Raw genomic sequence first — 26,935 nt, 5'->3', positions numbered from 1 at the left:
CTTTTAAACCTATGTCCTCTCCAAACACAGACAACACAGCCTGTGCTAATGCACTCGATACCGCTGACACTCCTTTAGTTAATACGCCCGCAATTAATACGCCTGCGGTTAATTCACCTCGGCGCGCGGCAGTCTTGATGGTGCAGGGCACTACATCGGATGCGGGCAAGAGCACCTTAGTCGCAGGCATTTGTCGTTTGCTCGCTCGTCAGGGGATTAAGGTTGCGCCCTTTAAGCCGCAAAATATGGCGCTCAATAGCGCTGTTACTGTCGATGGCGGCGAGATTGGCCGCGCACAGGCCTTGCAAGCCGTGGCCTGTTATCTTGAGCCCCATACCGATTTTAATCCCATACTGCTTAAACCAAGCTCGGACACGGGCGCGCAAATTATCGTTCACGGTAAAGCCCTGACGACACTCGAAGCCTCGGCTTTTTTTGGACCTAAATCTAAGGATTACAAGGCAATGGCGCTCGGCGCTGTGCTGGAATCCTTCGAGCGATTAAGTGCCCAGTATCAAACCATAGTGGTGGAAGGCGCGGGCAGTCCAGCGGAGATCAATCTGCGCGAGGGCGATATTGCCAACATGGGATTTGCCGAAGCCGTGGATTGTCCTGTGATTATCATTGCCGATATCGATAAAGGTGGCGTATTTGCCCATTTAGTTGGGACCTTGGCGCTGTTATCTGAGTCTGAACAGGCGCGGGTAAAGGGCTTTGTGATCAACCGTTTCCGTGGTGATATTAGCCTGTTGCAATCTGGTCTCGATTGGCTTGAAGCTTATACTCAAAAGCCTGTTTTAGGTGTGTTGCCTTATCTGCATGATTTACATCTTGATGCCGAAGATGCGCTGATAAGCTCGCCGACTAAAGGCGCTAACAGCCGCTTAAAAGTGCGGGTATTAGTGTACCCGAGGATCAGTAATCATACGGATTTTGATCCGCTGCGGCTGCATCCCGATATTGATTTTGATTATGTGTCGTTGCAAACCCAAGCCGCGAGTCACGCGACTCATTTGCCCGCCGCCGATGTATTGATCTTACCCGGTAGTAAGAATGTGCGCGCCGATTTAGCCTTTTTACGCCAGCAAGGCTGGGATAAAGATATTGCCACTCACTTGCGTTACGGCGGCAAAGTGCTCGGCATTTGCGGCGGCTATCAAATGCTAGGCCAAAGCATTGCCGATCCCTTAGGCATTGAAGACAGTGCGGGCGATACCGCAGGACTTGGCTACCTGCCGCTGAGCACAGAATTGAAAGCCGAAAAACAGTTACGGCGAGTGAGCGGTGAGCTAACGTTACTTGGGCAAAAGGTTGCTGTTAAGGGCTATGAAATCCACTGCGGTGAATCAAGCTATCTTATCCCTAGGCTTGAACAAACGAATGCGCCCTTGCAGTTAATCCCTGATTCCACATCTATGAGCTTTGCCGATGGCCTGCAAAGCGATGACGGGCAAATCCTTGGCACTTATTTACATGGGCTGTTTGATAGCCCGGATGCGTGTCAGTTGATTTTGCGCTGGGCGGGATTAAACGATGCTAAGGCGATAGATATCAATCAAATACGTGAGCAGCAACTCGATCGTTTAGCCGATGTGTTAGCCGAGCATTTAGACATGCAAAAATTACAGCCAATTTTAGAAGCATAAGTTTTAGAAGCAGACATTTTTAGCAGCAGAGTGAAGAGAAGACCATGACAGCACAAAACGACAACGAACAAGCGCAAATCAAGGCCGAACGCCATAAGGCTCGCCAACAGAAAGTGAAAGCCGGTGTGGATGCTAAAATTGCCGCCGCCCAAGAGGAGAAGGGGATTCTGCTGGTGTTAACTGGTAACGGTAAAGGCAAATCGACCTCAGGTTTTGGCACTGTTGCCCGCGCCGTCGGTCACGGTAAAAAAGCCGCTGTAGTGCAATTTATCAAAGGCACTTGGGAGTGCGGTGAGCGCAATTTACTCGAAGGTGCAGGGGTTGAGTTTCATGTAATGGGCACAGGTTTTACCTGGGAAACCCAAGATAAAGAAAAAGATACCGCCGCCGCTGTACTCGCTTGGGAAGCCGCCGAAAAGCTGCTGCAAGATGAGTCGATTGACTGCTTGATGCTCGATGAGCTGACCTACATGGTGAGCTATCACTATCTGGATGTGGAACGTGTCCTTAGCGCACTTAAGAATCGTCCACCCATGCAGCATGTGATTATTACGGGCCGGGCCTGTCATCGCGCCATTATCGAATTAGCCGATACGGTCAGCGAAGTGCAGCCGATTAAACACGCCTTCGAAGCGGGTATCAAGGCACAGCAAGGTTTTGACTACTAATCGAACCTTGTAAAAGTCGGCGCATAAGTGACGCAGCATTGTTGGTTGCAATGTTAAGTAAGACGCGCGAATGGCTTTAGCACAGGCATAAAATGCGCTAAGTTTGAGGACGAGTAACTGCCTATTAGTGACTAGCGACAATTTGTTGTTAGCGACTATGGGTTAGCCACTAACCGTTGAGCGTTCAAAGTGTTCTCAAGGATGATCCTATGAATAAACGTATTGTGATTTGTGCCGATGGGACTTGGAATCGACCCGAGAAAGATCTTAAGGTCGATTTCCCCACCAATGTGCTGCGCCTCGCGCGTGCTATCAGCCCGATAGCGGCTGATGGTAAACCCCAACAAGTATTTTATGATTGGGGTGTGGGTTCCTATTACGATCAAACCATTGGTGGCGCAACAGGGCGCGGTTTACATAAAAACATCATGGATGGTTATCGCTATATAGTGCAAAACTATTCCCCCGGCGATGAGATTTACCTCTTTGGCTTTAGTCGTGGTGCTTACACAGTGCGTTGCCTGTGTGGCTTGATTAATAACTGCGGCATACTTAAACGTCCCGATGCGGCGTTGATTCAACAAGCTTTCGACCACTATAAAAAAAGCAGTGCACCCTTTGCGCCTGATGGTGAAAAATCCCTCGAATTTAGAGCGAGATACAGTCATGAATCTCGGGAAATCAAGTTTGTTGGCGTGTGGGATACCGTGGGCGCTATGGGGATCCCTATTTCATTTTTAGGCTTGTTCGAAGATAAAGACGAGTTTTACGACACTAAAATTGGCCGCAATGTGCGCGTTGCCCGTCATGCGTTAGCCATAGATGAACATCGTAGTGATTTTGAGCCGACTATTTGGCAACTACGCGACAATATGGACATGCAGCAAGTGTGGTTTGCGGGCGCCCATAGCAATATTGGCGGCAGTTATAAACCCGATAAAGACGGTTCATTGTTGTCGGATATTGCACTGTTGTGGATGATATCCGAGGCGCAGAAATTTAATTTAAGCCTAGAGCCACACTTAGCCGCGAGTGTGCATCCAAATCCGCTCGCGACCTTACATGACTCGAGACGCAGTTTTTATCGGATAAAACAGGAATATTTGCGACCACTCGACCCTGAGCAAATCCCAGTACTTTTGCATCATTCGGTGAAGGCCCGCTGGGATCAAGATCCTCAGTATCGCCCCAAGAATCTACAAACCTATATCGAACACTATGGCTGGCCAGAGCAGCTAGTTTAACTCTATAACCCCAAGTGACCTGAAGAGACTACGCCTGCATCTTCAGGCGGTTTGGGGATAAATACTAAGGCATATCATGATTAAGCGACACTTAGCTGGACTCGTTTTTGGGCTCAGCTTGTTTTTTCCCCATAGCGTATTGGCCGAGCCCGCTAAACGCATTATTGCGCTCTCGCCCCATGCGGTGGAAATGCTTTACGCCATAGGTGCGGGCGATACAATTGTGGCCGCAACCGATTATGCGGATTATCCCGAGGCGGCAAAAAATATCCCGCGTATTGGGGGTTACTATGGCATTCAAATGGAGCGGGTGATGGAGCTTAATCCCGATCTGATTGTGGTGTGGGATTCGGGTAATAAAGCCGAAGATATCAACCAGCTTAGGACGTTAGGATTTAACCTTTATGGTAGCGATCCTAAAACCTTAGAAGGCGTCGCCAAGGAGCTTGAAGAGTTAGGCCAACTTACGGGGCATGTTGAAGAAGCAAGCAAGGCTGCGGCCGCTTATCGCGCTGAGCTTATCCGATTGCGGGTTGAAAATGCTAAAAAATCAGAACCTAAGGTATTCTATCAACTCTGGTCGACCCCCTTGATGACAGTCTCTAAAAACAGTTGGATCCAACAGATCATCAGTGTGTGCCATGGACAAAATGTGTTTTACGATGCTGCCAGTGATTATCCGCAAGTCAGTTTAGAAAACGTCTTGCTGACCTTGCCCGAGGTGATTTTGCAGAGTGAAGAAGAAGGTAATGTGAAAGGGGTTGATTGGCGCCAATGGCCAGAAATTCCTGCCGTGAAGAAACAGCATATTTATCAACTCAATGCCGATTTATTACACCGCGCGACGCCCAGAGCTTTACTTGGCGTTCAAGCCTTATGTGATGCCTTGGATAAAGCACGTTAAATAAAACGCCTGACAGATTATTCCGTCAGGCGTTTAGTCAGATGTTGCTATTTTCTAAGTGTTTAGAAAGGCGCGTTGATGTCGACCACATTAATCAGCTTGTGGTTTACAAACTCTTTCAATCCTAAATCAATCAACTCGCGGCCATAACCTGAGCGGCGCACGCCACCAAAGGGTAAGTCGGCCTTGACCATAGTTGGATGATTGACAAACATCATGCCTGTGGAAACCTGCTTAGCGACCGCCAGCCCGCGTTGGGTGTCGGCGGTAAACACTGAGCCACCCAATCCAAAAGGCGAGTCATTGGCGATGGCAATCGCTGCTTGCTCATCCTTCACTCTGTGGATGCTGGACACTGGGCCAAAGAATTCCCAATAGTAGGCTGGGTTATCTGGCGTCAGGTTTGTCAGTATTGTTGGCTGCACAAAGGCGCCTTGCTGCGGCACTTTTGGCCCCACTTCGGTCGCGGTTGCGCCGTGTTTTACGGCATCACGGATCTTCTGCTTCAACTCATCGGCTGCACCTTGGGAAGACAGCGGTGCCAGCGTAGTGGCCGAGTCCATAGGATCGCCTGCTTTTAGCGCTTCGATCCCCTTGATATAACCCTTCATAAATTCATCGTAAATGGCTTCAACTAAGATCATCCGCTTAGATGATGTACAGACCTGTCCCGCGTTCCAGTGACGGCCAAACACAGCCCAGTCGATGGTTTTAGGCAGATCGGCATCTTCAAGTACGATAAAGGCATCTGCGCCACCCAGTTCTAGGGTGGATTTTTTCAGTGCCTTACCCGCCAGTGCGGCAATGATCGATCCCGCATCTTCTGATCCTGTGAGCGCAACACCATGCACTTTGGGCGAATTGATGATCTGTTCTATCTGCTCTCGGGTGGCATACAGATTTTGGAATGCACCTGAGGGCAGTCCGGCATCGCGCATTAAGCCTTCAAAGGCCGCAGCGCACTGGGGCACGTTGGATGCATGTTTGAGTAGTAAGGTATTTCCGGCGGCAAGCTGCGGCGCTAAGATGCGCGCAATTTGGTAGTAGGGAAAGTTCCAAGGTTCGATAGCCAATAATACGCCCAGCGGCTCATTAACCAGTATCGCTTCACCTTCGGCGGGATCGGCAACCGGCAGTTTTTGCGGTGCTAGCAGTCGCTCGGCATGTTCGGCGTAGTATTCGAAAATTTGCGCCGATAGTTCGACTTCAGCTTCGGCTTCTGCTGTGACTTTGCCCATTTCTAAGGTCAGTAGATTGGCGTATTTGGACTTGTTGTCTCTGAGGATCTTCGCTGCCTTAGACAGTATTGCGGCCTTGTCGGCAAAGGGAGTGGTTCGCCAGCTTAAAAATGCCTGATGGGCGGATTCTATCGCCTGTGTGACTTCGGTATCTGTTGCATTTGGAAATTCTTTAATGAGCTTTCCCGTAAAGGGATTGGTTGTTGCATAAGCCATATGTGCCTCCAAGCGTTTAACAAATAGAGCGTAAATGCCAGCTTTGGCATCGAGGGTGGAAATGTCTTGTTTGTTGTGGACTCCCTTGCCATTGATTATGTGGCAAGGAAGCCTAGGATGAACGGTAAACTCGTGTGGCAGCAGGAACTATTTTAGTGGCATTAATTAATAAAATCAGATGGTTGCTACCTAAGGTGTACACGTCATATTGTTACGGTTAACAAGCTTCAGCTGTTTTATAGCGTTCAGCCATGGCATTGGCGGCTATCATGGCTTGATAGACGTCATCTGCGGTTAATTTCATCGGCATATTGCCCATAGTATCGCCCTCAGCACAGGCTATCTCAGCCACTTTGCGCCATTCGGTCTCGATAAAGGTTTTCAGCCCTAAATCTGCGAGTGTGAGCGGCAGTCCCGCCGTTTTGATGATGCGGATAACGTTATCGATTTCGGCTTTGGGGGCATTTTCGAGCACGAGCTGAGTTAGCAGCCCAAAGACGACTTTCTCGCCGTGCTGAGCTTTATGTAAGTCTGCCACCGCTGACATACCATTGTTTACGGCATGGGCGGCGGCTAACCCGCCTGCTTCTGCACCAACACCACTGAGATAGATGGTGGCTTCAATGGTTTGCTCTAGCGCAGGTGTGACTATTTTGTTTTTAACGGCGTCCATAGCAGCTTCAACATTTTCAGTCAGTAACTGATAACAAAGTTGGGCCAATCCCAGCCCTGTGCGGGAAGGCTTTTTCAGGACTAGGTTGACGCCATCTGATTGATAGCAGGCACGAGCTTCAAAATAGGTTGCCAGTGCATCGCCTATGCCTGCCGCAAAAAATCGGGCCGGAGCCGCGGCGATAATAGCAGTGTCGGCAACGACAGCATCTGGGTTCTGTGGCAGAAACAGATAGCGTTCAAACTCACCTGTTTCGGAGTAGATCACTGCAAGTGCAGTACAAGGCGCATCGGTTGAAGCAATTGTGGGGTACAAGATGACAGGCCGTTTTTGATAGAAAGCGACGGCTTTGGCGGCATCTAAGGTTTTTCCACCGCCAACTCCAACAATAACGTTGGTATGATGCTGTTCTGCCAGCGCGCCTAAGCGCTTTATCTCGGCTTCGCTGCACTCATAGTTGAATTTTTCGAGGTGGCTGCTGATCCCATTTTGATCTAGCCCAGCGACCGCTTCATTCTTCACACGGCTGAGGATAAATTCATCGCAGATGATAAAAGCATTGTCACCAAAGTCCTTAACATAATCATGCATTTGAGCTAATAGGCCCTTGCCGATAATGAATTTTTTAGGGGAAGTGACGGTACGTGGAACGACAGTGCTCATAGAGCCTCCTTTGCACTTATGACGGTTATCCTTTTATTCTTACCCTAGCATACGCCTAAATTAATGTCATAGCATGAATGGTGGTAATGTTTTTATTACTAAGCGTAAATTACTACTTTAGTGCTTAATTGTTAGATTAATAATGTGGTTTATTGTTTTATTATTCGAGTTAAATGCTTTGGTTTGTCTCTGGTTTAAGGAAAGGATAGGGCTCAGAGAGCGAGGCGATCTAAGCGGGCGAAGAGATGTAATATCTCAAAAAAAGCGAACGGTGGATTGTGCGAATAACGGTAAACGTCTGCTGTCTAAACACAGGATAGTCATTAATGTAATGGGATTTTATTACCTTAAACTCGTCCCAAGTCTTGCTCGGTGTTCATGCTTTATGTGATGCTCTGTACAGTCGTTCATTGGTGTCATAGCGAGTGAAATCGTCGGCTGAGATAAAAGACCAGTAATCAAGGAGTGAAGATGACACAGCAGAATGCGTTAGGACAATTGGTCAGTAAAGGTACGTTAATATTCTTTTGTGGCAAAATGGGCTCAGGTAAATCAACCTTATCGCGACAACTTTCTGAGGCCGAAAACTGTATTTTAATCTCGGAAGACGCATGGCTGGCGGCGCTATACCCCGATGAAATTAAAGATTTTGATACTTACTTGAGCTATTCCGCTCGCCTTAAGCCTTTGCTTAAAAAGCATGTGCAGGAACTGCTCTGTTCGGGTGTTTCTGTGGTCATGGACTTTCCCGCGAATACTATCAATCAGCGCCTGTGGTTTCGAAGCATTTTTACTGATTGCGCCGCCCATAAACTTATTTATCTTAATCACAGCGATGCGCTTTGTTTGAGTCAACTCGATAAACGCAGACAAAGCCACCCTGAGCGCGCCATGTTCGATACCGAGGCGATGTTCTGGCATGTGAGCGGTTATTTTCAGCCGCCGACTCTGGATGAAGGCTTTGTTCTTGAGGTGATTGAAAGCTAAATAGTTGAAAGCCAAGTGACTGAAAGCAAGTGACTGAATAAAACAATAGGAAATATCATGTACCAAGTGCTTGAAGGCGTTGTTTCTGCCAATGATTTTGTTCGCCTACGACAGATTTCTGGCTTAAGCCCTAGACCATTGGAGGGTGCCATCAAGGCCTTGCCAAGGAGTTTATATGGCGTGCAAATAAAGCTCGCCGAGCAGACTGTGGGCATGGGGCGTGTGGTTGGTGACGGCGCGCTCAACTTCGAAATTGTCGATATCGCAGTGGATCCTGAGCATCAAGGTAAGGGATTAGGGCGGCTTATTATGCAGCACATCATGGCTTATCTAGATCGTGAGGCTTTTGAGGGCGCGTATATTACCCTGATGGCGGATGTGCCTGAACTCTATGAAAAGTTTGGCTTTAAATTTAGTCGTCCCGCAAGTGAAGGCATGTATATGGTGAAATAACGCCGCTAACCAATACACTTGTAACTTAGGCACTTATAGCTGTAGAACTCAAACAGTAGAACTTAAAACAACAATCAAAGGAAGATTACCCCATGAATACCTTACTTATTTGCTTATTTGTCGCCATGTTATTGCCATATCTTGCGAAAGGTCCCGTGGCTTGGGCGATGGCAAAGGCGGGTGGTTACGATAATAATCATCCCCGTGCTCAGCAAGCACAGCTAACCGGTTTTGGCGCTCGCGCTTTAGCGGGACATCAAAATGCCTTTGAATCATTGCTGGTGTTTGGCCTAGCCGTATTAGTGGTGATTGCTACCGGCAAAGTGAATCCCACCACTGAGTGGCTCGCCATCGTCCATGTCGGCGCCCGCTTTGTGTATCACATCCTCTATCTTGCCAACAAAGGCACCTTAAGATCCCTCACATGGTTTGTTGCCATCTTCAGTGCTTTCGGGATTTTATTTCAGGCTTTTTAAGCTTGGATATTAAAGGACCTGCGCCAGTTTTTTGATACTTTCCCGCAGATCATCAGGCGTATGAGCGGCATAGCCCAGTAAGATAGCTTGCCTTGGATAGGGCGCTTGGCAATATCGAGACAAAGGCTGTGCCCCCAAACGTATTTGGCGGCATTTGTTGATCACTTCCTCTTCGGTCAAGTCGCCCTTCAGCCAACACACGAGGTGAATACCTGAGTCTGAGGTTTGAACGGACAATTTTTCGGGCAGATACTGCTCAATTGCCGCAATTAACGCCGCTTGGCGCGCTAAGCAGGCTTTTCGCACTCGGCGAACATGCCGCGCGTAATGTCCTTCGGCGATAAACAACGCTAATGTTGCTTGCTCTAGGTGAGCCGTGTGCGTATCGGCATAATATTTTGCCAACTGGAAAGCCTGTACCAGTTTAGGGGGGACCACTAAAAAGCCGAGTCGCAATTCGGGCAGCAGCATCTTGGAAAAGGTGCCAGCGTAGATCACCCTTTGATGTTTATCGAGCCCCTGTAATGCCTGTATCGGACGGGCGCTATAACGAAACTCGCTATTATAGTCATCTTCTAAAATCCATTTACTCTGCTCAGCGGCCCAATCGAGTAAGGCCAATCGTCGTGGCAGACTTAGCATACCGCCGAGGGGAAATTGGTGTGAGGGCGCGGTAAAAGCCAGTTTCACTGCGGGCCACCGCTGGATCGCATCGGCAATATTTGTGCCCTCATCATCAACACTCACAGGACGAACTCGCATAGTTTGCGAGAGAAAAGCGCCTAAAGCCCCGTCATATCCAGGTTCATCAAGCCAGACTTCATCTCCCTGTTGGAGTAGTACCTGCGCTGTGAGGTTAATGGCCTGCTGAGTTCCATTGACTATGATGATCTGCTCAGGTGTGCAATTGAGGCCGCGGGTCGAACGCGCATAGTCACTTATCGCCTCACGCAGCGGCAAATACCCCTCGCTATGGTTTGATTTACCTAAGGTTTTACGCGATTGCCGCCAAACTCGGCCTAACAGCCGCCCCCAAAGTTGGTGCGGGAAAATATCAATACATCCGACGCCAATATTAAACATGCTATGGCTGTGGTCCGTATTCCCCTTCGCTTTCAGTCGCGCCATTTCTATTAACTGTGGATTAATTTCTAAATCGGAATCAAAGGCTTGAGCGCTTTCTCTGGCACGGTTTGGAATATCGATCAGTTCATCGGGAATGGTATCTGACACATAAGTGCCCGATCCCGGTTTAGTCAGCAGATAGCCTTCATCAATCAGGCGCTCAAACCCTTGCAGTACTGAGTTACGTGAAATCTGCATGGTTTCCGACAAGGCTCTGCTGGATGGGAGCTTCATTCGCGGGTGTAAACGTCCATCAAGAATGGCCTCTCTAAATGCATGATAAAGCTGATCTTTAAGGATGCCATCTTTGAGTTGCAAGTGAGGGAAATTGGATTGAGGTTTTTTCATTTGCTAACTGGTACTGTAAAAAATACAAAAAGTGTACCTTATGCGGTACCACAATTGAATCTAGAATCTTGCTTCAGTAAAACTGAGACCATTTACTTAATTTCAAGGAGTGCGCTAATGTCCAGCCAATCACTAACAGTGACCATTGATATGGTTAAAGAAACGGACTATTCACTCTGGTTACCACACTGGCGTGATTACCAGACCTTTTACAAAGTGGCGTTATCAGAAGCGACCACCCAAGCCACGTGGCGCCGATTCTTCGATGACCAAGAACCTATTTATTGCGCCGTCGCAAGAGAGGGCCAAAACTTACTCGGTTTTGTGCACTATGTTTTTCATCGTTCTACTTGGGCCGAAACGGATTATTGTTATCTTGAAGACTTGTTTGTTGCCCCAACGGCAAGGGGGCAACATGTTGGAAAACAATTGATTGAGTATGTAAAGCAAGCGGCCATTGAACACAACTGCGCGCGCCTGTACTGGCATACACAGGAAACAAATTTAACCGCGCAAAAACTCTATAACTGGATTGGTGAAAAACCGGGAGTCATTGAGTACAGAATGCCGCTGTAAGGAGGGGCCTTTAATAAATGCATTAACTGGTTAGCTTATTGATGCGTTTATTATCAGCGGCTTGATAGTCTAAACTCCTTTCAATCCTAATGCTAAAGGGCTTTTAGCATTAGGTTTTAATGCACGTTTTAATTGCGACTAATCGCAGCGATCACCGCATCGGTCAGTTCCCAAGTATTTGCCGTTCCGCCCATATCGCGGGTTAAAGACTGCTTATCTTTCAATACGCTTTCTATCGCGCTGAGTATCAGGTCGTGCATTGCGCCATAACCTAAATGTTGCATCATCATAGCGCCTGCCCAAATTGTCCCTAAAGGATTGGCAATACCTTGGCCTGCAATATCCGGCGCCGAACCATGTACCGGCTCAAACATCGACGGAAATTCCTTGCTTGGATTGATGTTCGCCGAAGGGGCAATGGCAATTGTGCCAGTGCACGCAGGGCCAAGATCAGACAGGATATCGCCAAACAAATTTGAGCCAACAACCACGTCAAAATGCTCGGGTTTCAGCACGAAATTTGCCGTCAGAATATCGATATGATATTGGTCGACCTTAACATTTGGATACTGTTTTGCCATTTCCCCGACGCGACTATCCCAATAGGGCATAGCGTGAAATATGCCATTGGATTTGGTCGCCGAGGTTAAGTGCTTTGCTTTGCGGCTTTGGGCTAAATCGAAGGCATATTTTAAGATGCGATCTGTGCCACGACGGGTAAAAATGCTCTGCTGGGAGACTATTTCATGTTCAGTGCCTTCATATTGAATGCCGCCGACGGCGGAATATTCGCCTTCCACGTTTTCACGTACTACATAAAAATCGATATCGCCGGGCTTTTTACCCGCGAGTGGGCAGGGCACGCCTTCAAATAACCGAATAGGCCTAAGGTTCACGTATTGCTCAAAGGCTCTGCGGATCGGTAGTAGCAATCCCCAGAGTGAAATATGGTCGGGAACGCCTGGAAATCCAACAGCGCCTAAGTAGATGGCATCAAAGGATTTTAGTTGCTTAAGTCCATCCTCTGGCATCATGCGACCGGTTTTATGGTAGGTTTCACAGGACCAGTCGAAGTAGGTCCACTCAAACGCCACACCTAAGATTTTTCCTGCGGCTTCGAGTGTGCGTATCCCTTCGGGGATCACTTCAGTACCTATGCCATCTCCGGCAATTACGGCGATTTTTACCTTAGACATCTTCGACTCCAATAGGGGATTCTGCGTTTTTAGTATGTTATTCCATATTCGTATCGTGTATGAATAGGCTAAATGTTTTGTTAAGGATTACGAATCGTGAGTCAACTGCCGCCACTTGAAGATTTACGGGTCTTTGTTATCGCCGCAACAAGCGGGGGATTTACAGCCGCTGCGGAGCAATTATCTTTTTCTCCAGCGTATGTGAGTAAACGCATTGGTCTATTAGAAAAAGCGCTCGGAGTGCGCTTGTTTCTGCGTTCTGCCAGACGTGTCAGCCTCACCTTAGAGGGCAAGATTGCCTTGGAATGGTCCGAACGTTTGCTCGATACAATGGAGCAAATGAGCCTTGAAATTAGCTTAGAGCAGCAAGTGCCACGGGGGCGATTACGTATCGCAACTAGCACAGGATTTGGCAGCCACTGCATTGCACCGATTATTTCAGACCTCGTGTTCCACTATCCCGAATTAGAAGTTGATTTAGAGTTGCTCGATCGCCCCGTCGATCTGGTCTCTGAAGGTTTTGATCTGGAGATCCGTGTCGGTGGCGAATTGCCACCGCAAATGATTGCTAAGCGTCTTGCGAGTAATTATCGGGTATTGGCGGCGTCGCCGACCTATATCGACACGCATGGCATGCCAAACAATCTCGCGGCATTAGCCGAGCATAAGTGCATAGGGATCCGCGAGCGCGATCAAAACCATAGAGTGTGGCGATTGGAAAGTACGGCTGGCATAGCCTCGGTTGATTTAGCGGCTTCCTTGATGACCAACAATGGCACTGTCGCTAAGCAGTGGTGCCTTAAAGGCCACGGTATTATGTTGCGCTCCATCTGGGATTTACAGCAAGATTTCTTAAGTGGCACATTAGTCAGAGTACTCCCCGAGTATCATCAATCCGCTGAAATTCATGTAATTTATGCTTCACGATTAGAAACGTCTGCCAAACTTCGCACCTGCGTCGCCTATCTTGAAGAGGCTTTACCTCGTTTTGCTGGCACTGGAATAAGTTGATTTTATTTCGCCAACCTCTATTGGCGAGTGAACGCTCGCTATTTTTATATTGAGTTTAAATAAATCAAGATGTTGGATTTAATTGCTGACATTGGGTCAAGAGGCGGCCAGGAAGGCGCTCGTCCTATTCTCTTTAATAAAATGATCGTAATCGGCCATTTTGTATATCTATTAAGCAAACTGTCAGGTTTTTACTGTTACCTTACGCCCCCGATGTATTGGCTAATCCCATTGCTACCGTTTTACCTTAGTTAAAGAGATACCATGTTTATAAAGTTTAAGCTTCCCGTTGCTATGCTCGCACTCATTGCTTTGTCTGTTTTATGCTCTTCGGTGTATGTGCAAGAAACGCTAGCGACTAAGCTGATTTCGAATAGGCTGCCAGTTGATGCTCTTGGTTTTCAGTCACAGACGGCTTCCAATCCTTTAGTTGCCAGTCAGAGTGCTCAGCATCATATGCAGAGTTTGCCAAAACTGATGACGACTTCCTTGGTGCAAGCGAATCAAGGTGCTGTTGCCAATCGAACGGTTGCTGAACATTTCTCATCCCCAAAAATGCTTGAGCAGTCATCCTTAGACAATCCAGAGTCTAAACAACTGAGTCTGAATATCAGTTCTCTCGATGAACTCATGGGCTTGTTTGACTCGCTTGATTACACGCCAGAAAGCTTTCGTGATGGTAATAAATCGGTCCCTAGGTTGACCTTTGATGCCGTGGGAGAGGGCTGGAGTTCAGTGTCAAGCCAACTCCCAGTGAAGCAAAAGAAAATGGTGTTTCTTAGAATGATTGCCCCTTTAGTCTTATTGGCGAATGAGAAAATTTTACAAGAAAGACAGGTCATTATGTCTGCCCCCCTCGATGATATTGCGTTATTAGCCTTAGGGGTAAAGTACAAAGTAATAAGCACTGAAGATAAACCGCTGCTAGAAGCCCAAAGACAAATGCTACTTGAAAGGGTGGATATCCTGCCACCATCGTTAGTGTTAGCTCAAGCGGCAAAAGAAAGCGGTTGGGGCACATCGCGATTTGCCCGTGAAGGTAATGCATTATTTGGGCAGTGGGATTTCAAGGGTAATGGTATGGAACCTAGGCAGAAGCGCCAAGGTTTAGGCAATTATGGTTTAGCACGATTCGATACACCATTTGCTTCGGTGGAAGGGTATTTGTTGAATTTGAATACCCATAATGCTTATCAGAAGATGCGAGATTTTCGTGCCCAATCAAGACAAGCTAATCAAGCTGTGACAGGCTCTGCACTCGCAGGGACGTTAGACCGATATTCGGAGCGTGGGCACGCCTATGTTGAGGCGATTCGTCAGATGATCCGTACCAATAAGCTATATCTGGTGGATGATATTTATTTAAGTGATGACGCACCATTACATCTATTAACAAGAACAAACTAAGTGATTGGTAAAATAACCATTTTTACTTAGCCTGAATAAAGCGCACTTTAATTAGGCTTATATAGGCCAATTTAATCAAGGGCATCCGCATTACCCTATATCCCAATTTTAAACTTTGCCTTTTTGCTGGTAATTGTCTTCAAGGCCTTGAGTTAACCATTAGGATAAAAGGATAAGCAGTGCCTGATGTTCGATATTAATGTTTACCTTTCTGTAATCGCATAACTTCCATCTGTGTTATAGCGGATGATAAACCCCTTTTTCTCACCATCGTGGTAATACTTCAGGGACAGTAATCGATCCTTGTTATCGATTTCATATGTCCAGCCACGTTGCTCATTGTCGCTGTAATTGGACAGTGAATAACCGCCATCCTTCTTGTAGTGGATGCTGATTTGACTGTCTTGCCCCTGTTGATTATTTTGCAGCTTTTGGACATGCCCCTCTTCATCGAATTCATATTCTTTGATGAGGTTGCCATGATGGTAGTCAGAAAATTTGTATAATTTTCCTTTACTATCATAATAATATTGTTCCCCATGCTTAATTGACGGCGTATTTCTAAAGGGGGGATTCAGTATGTCCTTACAGTCATTGCTATAGGGATTTTCTCGCATTATGCACTCGTCCTGAGAGGGCTTGACGGGTAGGGTTTCGTCATATTCATAATGACTTAACTCCATAAGCCTATGATTGTGGTTAGGATCAAAAATAGCCTGCATGCCATGGTACTCACCTTTGCGATAGTTCCTAATGCCGCTAACGACATCCTGTGCTGAGTACCAAATACTCTGACCATCGAGCAGGCCCTGTTTATAATACTTATTGGCAAAGAGCACATTTTCATCGCTGATTAGTTTTTCTTCACCTTCACGTAATCCACTGAGATAAGTCACTTCGATCCGTGATTTCTTGTCAGTTTTAAATACCCAAGGGCCAGTGCGCTTGCCATCAAGGTAAGCCCCGTTACCCACATAGTTGCGGTATTCGCCAAGCGAGACTTTATCTACCCAAGGGCCATGTTTAATGCCGTTTTGATAGTGACCTTTATTGCCATTGCTCTCAAGCCATTCACCGTCTTTGACACCGTTGCGATAAATGCCTTTTTCAGACAATCGCTTATCTCCTGTGTCTGCGCCATATTCGGGCTCATAGATTTCATAGGGGCCATCAAGCACTCCTTGATTGTAATGGGCAAAACCGTAGTTATCTGCCTCATCGAACATGGACTGTGCAATCCATTTACCTTGCTTTTTACCGTCAAGATATTCACCTTCCCAATAGCTTGCTTGGCCGTCAGCCTCCATCCATTTACCGACTTTTTTGCCTTGTTTGTACTGACCATTCAACATGATATTGGCATTACGGTTATCGTAGGCGATATAGGGGCCATCGAGCACACCTTGGGCATAATGACTTTCAAGCGCAAGTCCAGCCCAAGAACCACCGAGATTCATATAATCATAAGCTGGGCCCGTTTTTGGGATCTCACCCTCACTACTGTTTAGCCAGTCCACATCATCGGCTTCAAAGACAACGCTCACCAACACAAAACTGCCCTGTTGTTCGCGATAATCATTGCGATAAAAGTGGGTCACTAAACTGTATTGATGCTCGCGGCCTTGGGCATCTTTATCTTTGCGGGTGAGGGGGTAACGTAATTTATATTCGTCCGCGGTTTTCACATCGGCGGGTAAACCTTTAGCATTGCGATAGCCGATTAAGGTTGGTTTGAGCTTGGTTGAACCATCGATAATCGCTTTAATGGCGGGATCTTCTATCGCCTCAACATCATAGGTCATGCGATATTGTTGCGGCGGAATTTGGTTTAACACTTTGCGGGTGTCGCTGACGGTAAATGACGATAACGTCGGGGCGACTTCATCCAGCACAACTTGAAGGCGTGGCAGCTTAGTGAGCTTTGAATCCTCAAAACCATAACCCCGTAAATGCTGACCATCAGCATCTTTAAGCATGACCACGACTTCTTTGTCGCCACCCTTATCAAAGTCATAGTAAAAAACTGCCACAATTTCAGCCGCACCATAATCATCAAGATGTACCCCGGGCGCATCGCCGTCGGACATTTCGCTCCACACTTGATTGTCTTTTTGGTGAAAATTAAGCCATTGGCCATTCGGTAAATCGACAGTGGGATGGACGGCTTTGCCCGCAGCGTTTGCCGCAGGAATAACCGTTAAAGAGGATAATAACATCATGCCCGCTGCAGTGAATAAACTGCGAATCGAAAGTTCCATTTAACTACACCTTTTACACCGATAACTTGCGCCTCATGCGCACCAGTAAACGGGCCGAATTTTATGCGAAGACAAGCACTTCAGGAAGTAGCTGATACAAAAAAGGCCGCAATAGCGGCCTGTTAAGATCCAACATTTAACAATCAGCGATGCGATATAGCATTTATTTCGTGGGTGTCTTTTAGGGGAATCATTTAGATTTCTTTGAAAACGGGTTTTAAAAGAAAATGAGCTAAAAATATTACAATAACAGAGGCTTAAATTTAATGGGGCACTGAAGCAGTGCTTCAATTTTGCTTTGTTTCGCTTGTTCTGAATCTACATTCCCAGTGGTGTAAAACGTTATTTCTGGATCGAGTATCGGGCTACACGTTTGGTGCTCGATTTTCAACAATGAGTGCGTTCGATTAGCAATGGCTAATCCAGAATCAATGACGGTAACCTGGTGGGGAAGGGCATTTTTGATTTCTGCATTGATAAGTGGAAAGTGAGTACAAGCTAGCACTAATACATCGGTATTAAACGCATCGGGTTTGTTAAAAATACGCTGAATTTCCTGGGTTACAATGTCGGGATCAAACCCATTGCTGAGAAGTTTTTGCTCTGAGGCGAGAACCAGCGCTTCAGAGTCTTCTACTAAAACCTTACATTCTGTGGCGAAATTTGTGATCAGCATCTTCACATAAGCTGAGTTCACCGTGGTGTGAGTGCCAAGTACCATCACTACCTTTGATTTTGATAACGAAGCGGCAGGTTTTATCGCAGGGACAACGCCGACAATAGGTATATTGAGTTCAGCACGAAGTAAGTCTAGCGCAATGGTACTCGCTGTATTGCAGGCGATAACGATAATATCGGGTTGAGTCAGTGCGCCTGCTTTGGATATAACGTCTAAAATTTGCTTTTTAAGTATATCGTGCGGCTTTTTTCCGTAAGGGAAAAAGCCAGCATCAGAGACGTAACTCAGCCGTATGTTGGGGATTCTCTTTTTTATTTCGGCCGCGACAGTCAGTCCACCTGAACCTGAGTCAAAAACTAATATTGAGCTATCCATTGCACCTACCTTCACATAATCAACACATTTAATTTTGCCATAGACACAGGAGCGTTAGTCGAATTGGCATACGGCTTCAAGAGGCGCATTTTGCTCTTTCAGCCTATTTTGATCAATGAGGATATGTTTGGTTAAGACTTTTTCGTAAACAAAAAATATTTTGGTGAGTTAATGCAATCTACCGCAGGGTGAGATCATGAATACTCAGTTTTGTCCGCAGTTTAGTTGGGATGCCAACTTAATCCTTCGTGCGTTTGTAAATATAGGTGGAGCTTTCATTCCGCATATCCATTCAGCACTATCATTCCACTGACACGCCGACTTTGGTTTTAAAATAGTCGTCCATGAGGGGTCGATGGCGGCATCTGCTGTATAGGACATACTAATGTCGCGATCACATGGATATGAATAAGCGACCATGCCACGGACGGTCACTTCCATGATAGTGCTTAATTTGGTTAATTCCTGTGTATGTCTGATAGTAGATTGTTACCAAAATTTTTATGGCTGTCCGATCTTTTTTAGCGGCAATAGGTAAGCTTGTTGCTAATCAACTGATTGATTTTGTTCAGCAAGTTGCAAATGAGCGAGACTGTGCACGCTTGTGTTGGCATACACATGAGACGAATCACACAGCGCAAAAACTCTATGATTGGATTGGCCAAAAGTCGGGCATGATTGAGTATCAAATGCCACTCTAGCTGCCGCGACATCTATTATCTGTCGCTTGATGTGCTAAAAATTTAAATCCTAATGCTAAAGGCTTTCAGCATTAGGATTAGATCTCTATGCCTTTGGGCTGTCTTTCAATACCTTTTCTATCGCCTTAAATTCCATGTTGTAGAGGGAGTTATTAATCCGCTTTATTGAAACTGGAATAAGTTGATGTATTTCAAATATAAAAATCAAAGTCGTGTGGCTTCACCCCACACCCGACCAAAAGGGGAAAACGCCTGTTCCCCTTTTGGATATCCCCCGGCGTCCCTAGCGAAGTTACATGCATTGATTAGTGGCTTCGTGCTTATTCGAAAATAGCTAACGCTTCCGATGGTACATCCTGTACCCCGAAAGCTAGCTTGGCATCCATGCCAAGCTCACGCTATTTCCTTCAGCGCCCTTCAGTAACTTCGCAGGGGATGTTGTATTCCTTAGACTCTGATGTTCTTGGTCATGTATAAAGGCATAAAAGTTATGCCTATCGCAATTTTTGTCTTCACGAAGTTACACATTGATGGTTAAATAATTAATATACTGTTTATTCTTATATTATTTAATAATATGCTCTATAAATTCCCAATGGTATTAAGTTATTTTAGTCAAGATTTAATGCATTGTTTACATCGAATGATTTTATTATGTCTCTTAATAGTTTGCTTTTAGGGGTGTTGAGTATTTCATTTTTAAATTGTTTGACACCGTGCATTTGGAAAATGTATTTTTTAAATTCATCGGTTTTTCCATCTGTAATGTAATGCTGGTAGTCTGCAAATGTCTTTATTAATCTATTGACTTCATTAAGATCAATGCTTTCATATCTTCCTATTATCTCTAGATCTGAGAGTGTTTTATCGCTAGGTTTTAAATTGAGATTTTCAATTGTTATCGTTTCAGCTTTTAGAGTGCTAAGCGTTATTTTAGGAATTTTAAATGTATAAAGTTCATTGAAAGATTCTAAATATGGGTTTATGTGTGTTTCAGTTGTAAAGTTTTTATCTTGTTTAATGTTACTATTGCAATTATGACAAGATGGAATTAGATTGTAAAAGGATAATGCTAGGTATGGATATAATGATTTTGGATAAAAATGATCTAAAGAAAGCAACATCTTTCCTTTATCATTGCTCTGGATTATACTAATTGTTTCCAAATTACAATACGGACATGCTAAATTTATCAATCCGATGCTCTGGTATAGATTTATGCAAAAGTTAGAGCTTCGATATGTTTTATATTTAAATATAGATTCTGAAACTAAAACTCCAAATTTAGTTTGACCAGTAATATTACCATTGTCATTTAAGTTGTATAGATCGGTTTGGTTCAATATTGTATTTACTTCGTTAATTATTTTTCTATAGTTGCTAGGTGGTGATGTTACAATCTCTTTTATTTTTTAAGCCGCCATCAGTAATAAGGTAGTCATAGAAATCTACCTGTCTCTTTAGGGTAAGATGACAATTGTTAGCAAATTTTGATTTGTACTCTATGCTTTTAGATTGTTTTTTTAACTTTTCAATATTATAGTTTATTGAGTTAATGCTGAACTTATTTTCTTTGTTTTTAATTTTTTTGTTGAGGTGATTGTATAAGTCTTCAACTTTTGTGTTTAATAAAAGGCTATTATCTAACTTAAGTGCGGTTTGGATTTTAATCATGATTTAAAATCTCAGTGAGATTGTGATTAATTATCTTGTCACCAATTATTTTTTTGTAATATTCAACTTCCACCTTAATATTTGATGACCTATTAGGGGTATCAATTTCTTTTAACAAAAATTCAATTTTTTTCTGAGCAAAAGATCCTGTTCTTTTACCCCCAAGGAAAAATATATCAGAATATAACTCGTACAGGTTTGCGCCAAATGTCATTGATTTTGTTTGTATTTTAATTGACTTGGCTCTATTGTTTTCTGCTTTTAAAATTGTAATACATTGACTAGGTAGATCTGAAAGTAGGAAAGGTGAGTGAGAGGTAAGAACAAGTTGAATGCTTCCTGTTGATAAGCTTGGGAGTACGGTTACAAGTTTCTCAAAAAATTCAATTTGCCATTTAGGATGTAAATATAAGTCACCTTCATCAATTAAAACTATTGCATCATTCCTTGTTCTTTTAAGTTCGCAGTATATTGATGAGAATAATGTAAGATAAGCTGTATGGCCAGAGCTTAACCCCCACCATGCGAATCTTACAAGGTATTCTTTATCAAAAAGAACTACTAACTTATCAATGAAGTCTTTGTTTCTGTTATCGTTGTAGTCGATAAGGAAATTTATTGCCACTCCTGGTTTCTTTATTTCGTCATCAAGTACTTCAAATTCATTATTTTCAAGTTTTTTTATAATAAAATTAAGATCATAATTATTTGATAGGTGTTGGCATGCTGGGTGGTTAATGCATGCTTCAAATATTCTTTTTGAAGCATGCTCAGTTCTTTCTCGTTCTTCAAACAAAAAATTTTCTGTAACTAATTTGTGAATTGATTGTTCTTGAGAATTGGCGATTATCATTTTCAATAACTTAAAAATTATCGAGAACTTTATTGATGTAGAAAACTGACTACTTAAGCTTAGTTCTTTTATTTTTCTTTTAAGTAGCCGGGTAAATAGTGTAAGATTTTCCTTTATTAATTTATTGTCTACATACCCGACTCCTATTGAATAGTATTTCACCTCAATCAACAGATAGTCTGGTTGCTCTATTTCAAGCTTTTTGAATCTATCTGACTTAATAAATGAGATTTGGTTTGAAAACTTAAGAGTTTGATGGTCTCTACTGTTAATTGATATATTCGAAACTGACTTGTCAAAGTTTAACTGCCTATCATCTGATACGTTTGAAAAATAGATGACATTAATTCCATTTAAACCTCTATCATATCTCTCATTCGTTGCTTCGAAGTTATTTGATGCAGCAGACGTTTTGTTACTAAATTTTTGGTGTGATGTATAATAACCATTGTCTTCAGTTATGATTATGAAGTCTGATTTTACTCTGCTTTTTCCTCCTTTAAGAACCATACATATAAACTCAATGCAGTTACTTTTACCTGAACCATTTTCACCTATGAACGCTGAAACATCAGAGATTCCATTATAGAAAAAATTATCTGGTAGTTTGTTTTTATTTATTCGGCTAATCGAGTGCGTTGATTTTTCATAGTGAAACTCATGTTCACTTGAAAGATTAATTCCGAAGTTTTCTAAATTTCTAAACTTTTCTACCCATAAATAGCAAACTTTCATGAGAGTTCTTCCGTGACTATTTTTACGTTTATCATACTGTATGTAATGGGTATTTTAAAATGATAATGGTGTTTTAATCGTTCAAGAAACAAAATATGGGACGGGTGTAACTCTTTTCTGATAAGCAGCCAACACCTGAAGCTACAGGAATACACCAATTCCCTGCGAAGTTGCTGAAGGGCGTTGAAGGAAATAGCGTGACGCAGACAGGACGTCTGCGTAGCTTTCGGGGGGAAGGGACGCCCCATCGGAAGCGTTAGTTATTTTCGAATAAGCACGAAGCCAGTACCCAATGCATGTAACTTCGCTAGGGACGCCGGGGGATTTCCAAAAGGGGAATAGGCGTTTTTTCCCTTTCGGTCGGGTGTGGGGTGAAGCCCCACGACGTTGACTTTTATTTTAAAGACAATGATAAAAAACCAATCAGTTGGTTGCAAAACTCCACATGGCTTGAATCAATTCATCATTAATCTCAAACACCATCACTTCAAAGAGATAATCTTTAATCTCACTAATGCGTTTGCCCAACAACGATGGCTCAGCACATCGTTGTTAGACATCTACTGAATGTTACTTCGCGGTAATTGAGCCTTGAGTTCCTGCATCAGTATCAATCCACGAGCTGTCTTTATTCATGCTTGCATCAGGATAAATGGTGAACTCCACCATGCCTTGTTTGAATTTGATTGCGCCATCACTATGGCTCGATTTTACGTGTTTACCATTAACCCAAACCTGATTTTTATCATCGATTTGAATGTTGGCAACCGTCGCGCCTGAGCTGGCGGTTGCAAGCCATTGTCGGGCATTGGGAATGATTACCTTAGCGTCATCTGCGGTTTGGGACATGGCGCTTGCCTTAGCATTTTCCTCTTTGGTTTTGTGGATATCGCAGCCTTGGGCTTCTGACATTTGGGTGCAGCCAGAGCGCTCGAGTAACTTGCGATATTCATCGTTAATGGCGTAGCTATTTGCCGATATTAATAGTGCAATGCTTGCTGTGATGATGATTTTAGTGTTCATGAGTTCCCTCGTTAGTATCAAGTTGTGGATCGCTCATTGCTAGTTTGCAGTGTGAGCTGATGGTTAATTGTAGAGGGTGCTTAGTAATTTTCTATTGGGCAAAAGTACATTTAATTCTATGCCGGGTTTAGCCGTAATGACCACTGCTATTGCTGCTTACATTGCGGGGCATAAGCCATGCGCTGTTTACACGTAATCCTTGCGAGGTGATGCGTTAAAATACAGTTGATCACATCGATAAAATACTTTGCGTCTATTGGTTGATGCAGTTGCCCCGTTTGATCGACGTTTAGCGATTAATGCTCCAGCTGCTTTTCAAATTGTTCGAACAGAAAATCTAAGAATAATCGCAGTCGTTTGGGCTGATATTGGCGGCTGATGTATACCACGTTGAGGTCGGCACTTGAGACTGTGGTCGAGCTATTAAAGTTTTTCATGTAGCCATTTAAAACTGTCACTAAGCGTTGCTGATTAATGTCATTTTGCACATCGAGCAGTGATTTTAACGCGATCCCCGCGCCTTCTAATGCCCAGCAACGGATCACTTCGCCATCATCAGAAAACCGTTTTGGGGTGACAGTGACTGAGTTGCGACCTTCTTGGTCTTGAAAGTGCCAAGTTTTGAGCTCTTCATTACTGCGCAGCATAGCGAGGCAATCATGATGGCTGAGGTCTTGCGGTTTAACGGGAGTGCCTTTACGCGCAAGGTATTCCGGAGATGCGCACAGTACCCGTCGACTCGGTGCGAGCCGCCTTAAAATCAGATTACTGTCAGTTAAATCACCGTAGCGAATAACGACATCTATGCCCGATTCGGCAATATTAGACAAATTATCATTGAGATACAGATAGGGAACGATATCGGGGTAGCGGTCGGTGAAGGCGGACAAAATCGGCAGTATATATTGTTTACCTATATCTTTTGGCGCAGCAATTTTTAAGGTGCCTTTGACCTCTTTTACCCCATTCTGCAGCAAATTTTCGGTTTCTTTTACATTTTCGATAATCCCCAAGCATGCTTGGTGATACAGGGCCCCTGAGTCTGTGAGTGACAGATGTCGAGTGCTTCGATTGAGCAGCTTAACCCCGTAGCGATCTTCAAGTGCTTGTAAGCGCGCCGTGACGGTTGCTGGAGAAAGTCCGAGCTCGCGGCCCGCCGCTGCTAACCCTTGATGTTTCACTATGCTGATAAACAGCGCCATATCTGAAAATTTATCCATTTTCACTTCTATTATTTGTCTGAGCTGAATAATGAATTCATATATTAATCAATTATCAAAATATGTCGAATGAATATACTGGCTCTACTAACCAATCAGCAGTACAGAGAGTAGTCACATGAGCAGCCATATCAGTAATCAGATTAGCAATCAGAGCAATAGCGATAAAGCTGTGGTTGTCATCATCGGCGGAACATCAGGAATAGGGGCTGCGCTTGCTAGGCAGCTAACGGTAGACAACCAGATTGTCCATGTCGCCAGTCGTCAAACAGGCGTAGATGTGGCGGACGAACAATCGGTAAATCGATTTTTTGAATCCATTGGTGCGTTCGATCACTTAGTGATCACCGCGGGTTCTTCTGCGCCAGCTGGCAAGGTCGTTGATGTCGATATTCAACAAGCTAAAGCGGCTTTTGACACTAAGTTTTGGGGTTCAATCAATGCTACAAAACAGGCGGTTCGTTACATTAAACAAGGTTGTTCTATCACACTAACCACTGGGATGCTGTCACGAAAAGTGGTCGCTAATACCTATGTTAAAAGCACAATGAACGCCGCCTTAGAAGCCTTTACTAAGGTGCTCGCTAAAGAGCTTGCCCCCATTAGAGTCAACGCCGTTAGCCCTGGATTAACAAGAACCGGGTCAATGCCAGCGCAAACGGCGATGTACGAACAAGCCAAAACCACATTGCCTGTGGCAAAAGTGGGTGAGCCGAGTGATATCGCTATGGCCTATTACCTTGCCATTAACAACAGCTTTATGACTGGCGCCATTATCGATGTTGATGGTGGCGCGCTGATTAACTAATGCGCTGAATAAATAGTGCTTTTACCCATGATTGCACCGAGCTGATAACACATCGCCGGTATGTTCCCTACACAAAATTTGAAATAAGCGAGATTACAATGAACAAGGAAAAAATGCCGTTACAAGTGTGGATACTAACGCTAGCAGCGTTTGCAATTGGCACCGCAGAGTTTGTGATTGCTGGTATCCTGCCACAAATTGCCACGTCTTTGTCTATTAGTGAAGGTCAGGCAGGGTATTTGATCAGCGCCTATGCATTGGCAATTGTGTTTGGTGGTCCCATCCTCACGATTTACTTGGCGCGGTTCAATAAAAAAACCGTACTGACCAGCTTAATGGTGCTGTTTATCTTGGGTAATTTGCTGTCGGCATTTGCCCCCAATTACACCTTGCTGATGATTAGCCGAGTGATTACCGGCTTAGTACAAGGCCCATTTTATGGCATAGGTGCCGTAGTGGCGACCAGTTTGGTATCTGAAAAAATGGCCGGACGTGCTGTGGGTCAGATGTTTGCGGGTTTAACCTTAGCTAACGTATTGGGTGTACCAGGTGGCACTTGGATTGGCCTGCAATTTGGTTGGCAAACCACCTTTATCACAGTCGCGATATTGGGCGTTATCTCAATCGCGTCTATCTTCAAGTTTATTAATGCGACCGGCCATGGTGAAGCGAAAAATGTTTCGGCTCAGCTGCGAGCGTTTAAAAATCCTATGTTGTTGATTAGTCTTGCTGTCACTGTGTTTGCTTGGTCCGGTTTTATGACTGTTTACGGTTATATTGCGCCAATTGCGATGCACATTACGGGCTTTAGTGAACATGCAGTAACGTGGATTTTAGTTATCGTCGGCTTAGGTTTGATATTGGGTAACACTTTAGGTGGGCGTTCATCGGATAAAAACCTGCAGAAAGCGTCGATGTTTTGGGCGATAGCCATGATAGTGTCGCTGCTACTGGTTGGTTTTGCGCTGGACAGCAAAGTGATGTTTGTGATTGCCGTTTTTGTCTTTGGTATCGCTTCGTTTGCTAATGTTCCTGCGATGCAGTTACGGGTAATGAATCACGGTGGTGAAGGCCAAGAGCTGGCAGCAACCGCTAATATTTCAGCCTTTAACCTAGCTAATGCGTTCGGTGGATTTTTAGGGGGGATGGTGCTGGATAGTCAGATGGGTGCAGGCATGATCCCTTATGCAGCAGTGATTGTCCCTGTGCTTGGCTTAGTGTTTATTTCGATGGTAAACAAACGTGAGACACGTGCCGCGAATGCTGTAGCTGTGCCTAGTATTTAAATGTGGTAGAAAGTCTGATTACTTCTGATATTGGCTGCAATTTATTTTAGCTAAAATGCTCAATGTAACTCATTGAGCATTTTGTATTTTAGGCTCAAATGTAGCTGACCTTTGTGATTCTGCAAGATTGATTCATCTATCGTCTATCTTGCTTAATTTATATTCGGACTAGACACACTTTTAAATTCCACTTAATAACTGGCCATGTTAAGCATCAGAAATATGCCAACTCCCGGCGAAGCTACTAGGGTCTGTTGATCTTTCGAGAGTAATTTTTAGACAGCATGGCAAGACGTTATAATTTGCTTCGCCAAAAGTAACCATAACCTCAAGCCATGCCAAGACTTATGCTAACCGATGCACGCTGGGAAAAGCTATTTCATTTAATGAAAAGCACAGGCCGTGTTTATGACAAACCTGAACATAGACAAACATTCGAAGGTATTCTTTACCGCCTTAGAACAGGTATCCCTTGGCGAGATTTACCTAAAG

At 44.5% G+C, this 26,935-nt stretch carries 24 protein-coding genes; 13 read left to right on the top strand and 11 right to left on the bottom strand.

Annotated elements, in window-relative coordinates:
* Positions 1 to 11 precede the first annotated feature (11 nt).
* From L5M38_RS19035 to L5M38_RS19020, 4 genes are all read left to right on the top strand, one after another.
* Positions 12 to 1,646: a cobyric acid synthase gene (locus L5M38_RS19035; protein WP_263180023.1), complete on the top strand. Its 1,635-nt coding sequence runs from the start codon at positions 12 to 14 to the stop codon at positions 1,644 to 1,646.
* A gap of 44 nt (positions 1,647 to 1,690) precedes the next feature.
* Positions 1,691 to 2,314 carry a cob(I)yrinic acid a,c-diamide adenosyltransferase gene (cobO, locus tag L5M38_RS19030; RefSeq protein WP_263180021.1) on the top strand — a complete coding sequence of 208 codons (624 nt, stop codon included), beginning with the start codon at positions 1,691 to 1,693 and terminating at the stop codon, positions 2,312 to 2,314.
* A 209-nt stretch (positions 2,315 to 2,523) separates the two neighbouring features.
* On the top strand, positions 2,524 to 3,558 hold the full coding sequence (locus L5M38_RS19025) for a DUF2235 domain-containing protein (protein ID WP_263180020.1): 1,035 nt from the start codon (positions 2,524 to 2,526) through the stop codon (positions 3,556 to 3,558).
* A 76-nt stretch (positions 3,559 to 3,634) separates the two neighbouring features.
* On the top strand, positions 3,635 to 4,462 hold the full coding sequence (locus tag L5M38_RS19020) for a cobalamin-binding protein (protein WP_131525603.1): 828 nt from the start codon (positions 3,635 to 3,637) through the stop codon (positions 4,460 to 4,462).
* Positions 4,463 to 4,524: 62 nt separating this feature from the next.
* Here L5M38_RS19020 and L5M38_RS19015 read toward each other — a convergent pair whose 3' ends face one another.
* Positions 4,525 to 5,916, bottom strand: a complete 1,392-nt coding sequence (locus tag L5M38_RS19015) for an NAD-dependent succinate-semialdehyde dehydrogenase (RefSeq protein ID WP_011788372.1) — start codon at positions 5,914 to 5,916, stop codon at positions 4,525 to 4,527.
* A gap of 217 nt (positions 5,917 to 6,133) precedes the next feature.
* The gene (locus tag L5M38_RS19010; protein ID WP_168822682.1) at positions 6,134 to 7,252 is read right to left on the bottom strand and encodes a glycerol dehydrogenase; all 1,119 of its coding nucleotides are present in this window, start codon (positions 7,250 to 7,252) and stop codon (positions 6,134 to 6,136) included.
* A 471-nt stretch (positions 7,253 to 7,723) separates the two neighbouring features.
* Here L5M38_RS19010 and L5M38_RS19005 point away from each other — a divergent pair, with 471 nt between their 5' ends.
* The 3 genes from L5M38_RS19005 (at position 7,724) to L5M38_RS18995 (ending at position 9,168) form a co-directional block, all read left to right on the top strand.
* Positions 7,724 to 8,239 carry an AAA family ATPase gene (locus L5M38_RS19005; RefSeq protein WP_263180018.1) on the top strand — a complete coding sequence of 172 codons (516 nt, stop codon included), beginning with the start codon at positions 7,724 to 7,726 and terminating at the stop codon, positions 8,237 to 8,239.
* A gap of 57 nt (positions 8,240 to 8,296) precedes the next feature.
* Positions 8,297 to 8,692 carry a GNAT family N-acetyltransferase gene (locus tag L5M38_RS19000; protein ID WP_028759277.1) on the top strand — a complete coding sequence of 132 codons (396 nt, stop codon included), beginning with the start codon at positions 8,297 to 8,299 and terminating at the stop codon, positions 8,690 to 8,692.
* A 92-nt stretch (positions 8,693 to 8,784) separates the two neighbouring features.
* Positions 8,785 to 9,168 carry an MAPEG family protein gene (locus L5M38_RS18995; protein ID WP_198571810.1) on the top strand — a complete coding sequence of 128 codons (384 nt, stop codon included), beginning with the start codon at positions 8,785 to 8,787 and terminating at the stop codon, positions 9,166 to 9,168.
* Positions 9,169 to 9,177: 9 nt separating this feature from the next.
* Here L5M38_RS18995 and L5M38_RS18990 read toward each other — a convergent pair whose 3' ends face one another.
* Positions 9,178 to 10,641 carry a PLP-dependent aminotransferase family protein gene (locus tag L5M38_RS18990; protein ID WP_263180017.1) on the bottom strand — a complete coding sequence of 488 codons (1,464 nt, stop codon included), beginning with the start codon at positions 10,639 to 10,641 and terminating at the stop codon, positions 9,178 to 9,180.
* Between the two features lie 117 nt (positions 10,642 to 10,758).
* Here L5M38_RS18990 and L5M38_RS18985 point away from each other — a divergent pair, with 117 nt between their 5' ends.
* Positions 10,759 to 11,217 carry a GNAT family N-acetyltransferase gene (locus L5M38_RS18985; protein WP_028759274.1) on the top strand — a complete coding sequence of 153 codons (459 nt, stop codon included), beginning with the start codon at positions 10,759 to 10,761 and terminating at the stop codon, positions 11,215 to 11,217.
* A gap of 128 nt (positions 11,218 to 11,345) precedes the next feature.
* On the opposite strand, the gene L5M38_RS18980 is transcribed toward L5M38_RS18985, so the two are convergent.
* Positions 11,346 to 12,413 (bottom strand): tartrate dehydrogenase, encoded by a 1,068-nt coding sequence (locus tag L5M38_RS18980; protein ID WP_263180016.1) that lies wholly within the window; start codon positions 12,411 to 12,413, stop codon positions 11,346 to 11,348.
* A 96-nt stretch (positions 12,414 to 12,509) separates the two neighbouring features.
* Here L5M38_RS18980 and L5M38_RS18975 point away from each other — a divergent pair, with 96 nt between their 5' ends.
* Both L5M38_RS18975 and L5M38_RS18970 read left to right on the top strand, forming a co-directional pair.
* On the top strand, positions 12,510 to 13,424 hold the full coding sequence (locus L5M38_RS18975; RefSeq protein ID WP_263180015.1) for a LysR family transcriptional regulator: 915 nt from the start codon (positions 12,510 to 12,512) through the stop codon (positions 13,422 to 13,424).
* Between the two features lie 264 nt (positions 13,425 to 13,688).
* Entirely contained in the window at positions 13,689 to 14,831 is a 1,143-nt protein-coding gene (locus L5M38_RS18970; protein WP_263180014.1) for a glucosaminidase domain-containing protein, read from the top strand.
* 203 nt (positions 14,832 to 15,034) lie between these two features.
* Here the strand turns inward: L5M38_RS18970 and L5M38_RS18965 are convergent, their stop codons facing one another.
* The 7 genes from L5M38_RS18965 to L5M38_RS18935 all read right to left on the bottom strand — a co-directional run bounded on the left by L5M38_RS18965 (position 15,035) and on the right by L5M38_RS18935 (position 24,349).
* Positions 15,035 to 17,089 carry a toxin-antitoxin system YwqK family antitoxin gene (locus L5M38_RS18965; protein WP_263180013.1) on the bottom strand — a complete coding sequence of 685 codons (2,055 nt, stop codon included), beginning with the start codon at positions 17,087 to 17,089 and terminating at the stop codon, positions 15,035 to 15,037.
* Positions 17,090 to 17,330: 241 nt separating this feature from the next.
* Entirely contained in the window at positions 17,331 to 18,143 is an 813-nt protein-coding gene (gene murI / locus L5M38_RS18960) for a glutamate racemase (RefSeq protein WP_263180012.1), read from the bottom strand.
* 1,312 nt (positions 18,144 to 19,455) lie between these two features.
* A complete protein-coding gene (locus L5M38_RS18955; RefSeq protein ID WP_263180010.1) occupies positions 19,456 to 19,968 on the bottom strand; it encodes a hypothetical protein in 513 nt (170 codons plus the stop codon).
* A gap of 256 nt (positions 19,969 to 20,224) precedes the next feature.
* A complete protein-coding gene (locus L5M38_RS18950; protein ID WP_263180009.1) occupies positions 20,225 to 20,518 on the bottom strand; it encodes a hypothetical protein in 294 nt (97 codons plus the stop codon).
* The gene (locus L5M38_RS18945; RefSeq protein WP_263180007.1) at positions 20,511 to 22,106 is read right to left on the bottom strand and encodes an ATP-binding protein; all 1,596 of its coding nucleotides are present in this window, start codon (positions 22,104 to 22,106) and stop codon (positions 20,511 to 20,513) included. The genes L5M38_RS18950 and L5M38_RS18945 overlap by 8 nt, the downstream gene beginning before the upstream one ends.
* A 570-nt stretch (positions 22,107 to 22,676) precedes the next feature.
* Positions 22,677 to 23,129: a hypothetical protein gene (locus L5M38_RS18940; RefSeq protein WP_028761683.1), complete on the bottom strand. Its 453-nt coding sequence runs from the start codon at positions 23,127 to 23,129 to the stop codon at positions 22,677 to 22,679.
* Between the two features lie 296 nt (positions 23,130 to 23,425).
* Positions 23,426 to 24,349, bottom strand: coding sequence for a LysR family transcriptional regulator (locus tag L5M38_RS18935; protein WP_028761684.1), 924 nt, complete (start codon positions 24,347 to 24,349; stop codon positions 23,426 to 23,428).
* Positions 24,350 to 24,467: 118 nt separating this feature from the next.
* Between L5M38_RS18935 and L5M38_RS18930 the strand changes: the two genes are divergently transcribed.
* The 3 genes from L5M38_RS18930 to L5M38_RS18920 form a co-directional block, all read left to right on the top strand.
* Positions 24,468 to 25,157 (top strand): SDR family oxidoreductase, encoded by a 690-nt coding sequence (locus L5M38_RS18930; RefSeq protein WP_263180006.1) that lies wholly within the window; start codon positions 24,468 to 24,470, stop codon positions 25,155 to 25,157.
* 98 nt (positions 25,158 to 25,255) lie between these two features.
* Entirely contained in the window at positions 25,256 to 26,443 is a 1,188-nt protein-coding gene (locus L5M38_RS18925) for an MFS transporter (protein ID WP_263180004.1), read from the top strand.
* Positions 26,444 to 26,778: 335 nt separating this feature from the next.
* Positions 26,779 to 26,935 (top strand): transposase (locus L5M38_RS18920; protein WP_259573881.1); only part of this gene is annotated, 157 nt, incomplete at its 3' end.

Origin of the sequence: Shewanella sp. SM101 (assembly GCF_025654465.1) — a bacterium.
In the GTDB taxonomy this organism is placed as follows: domain Bacteria; phylum Pseudomonadota; class Gammaproteobacteria; order Enterobacterales; family Shewanellaceae; genus Shewanella; species Shewanella oncorhynchi.
This window is presented reverse-complemented; position numbering and strand designations above follow the sequence as displayed.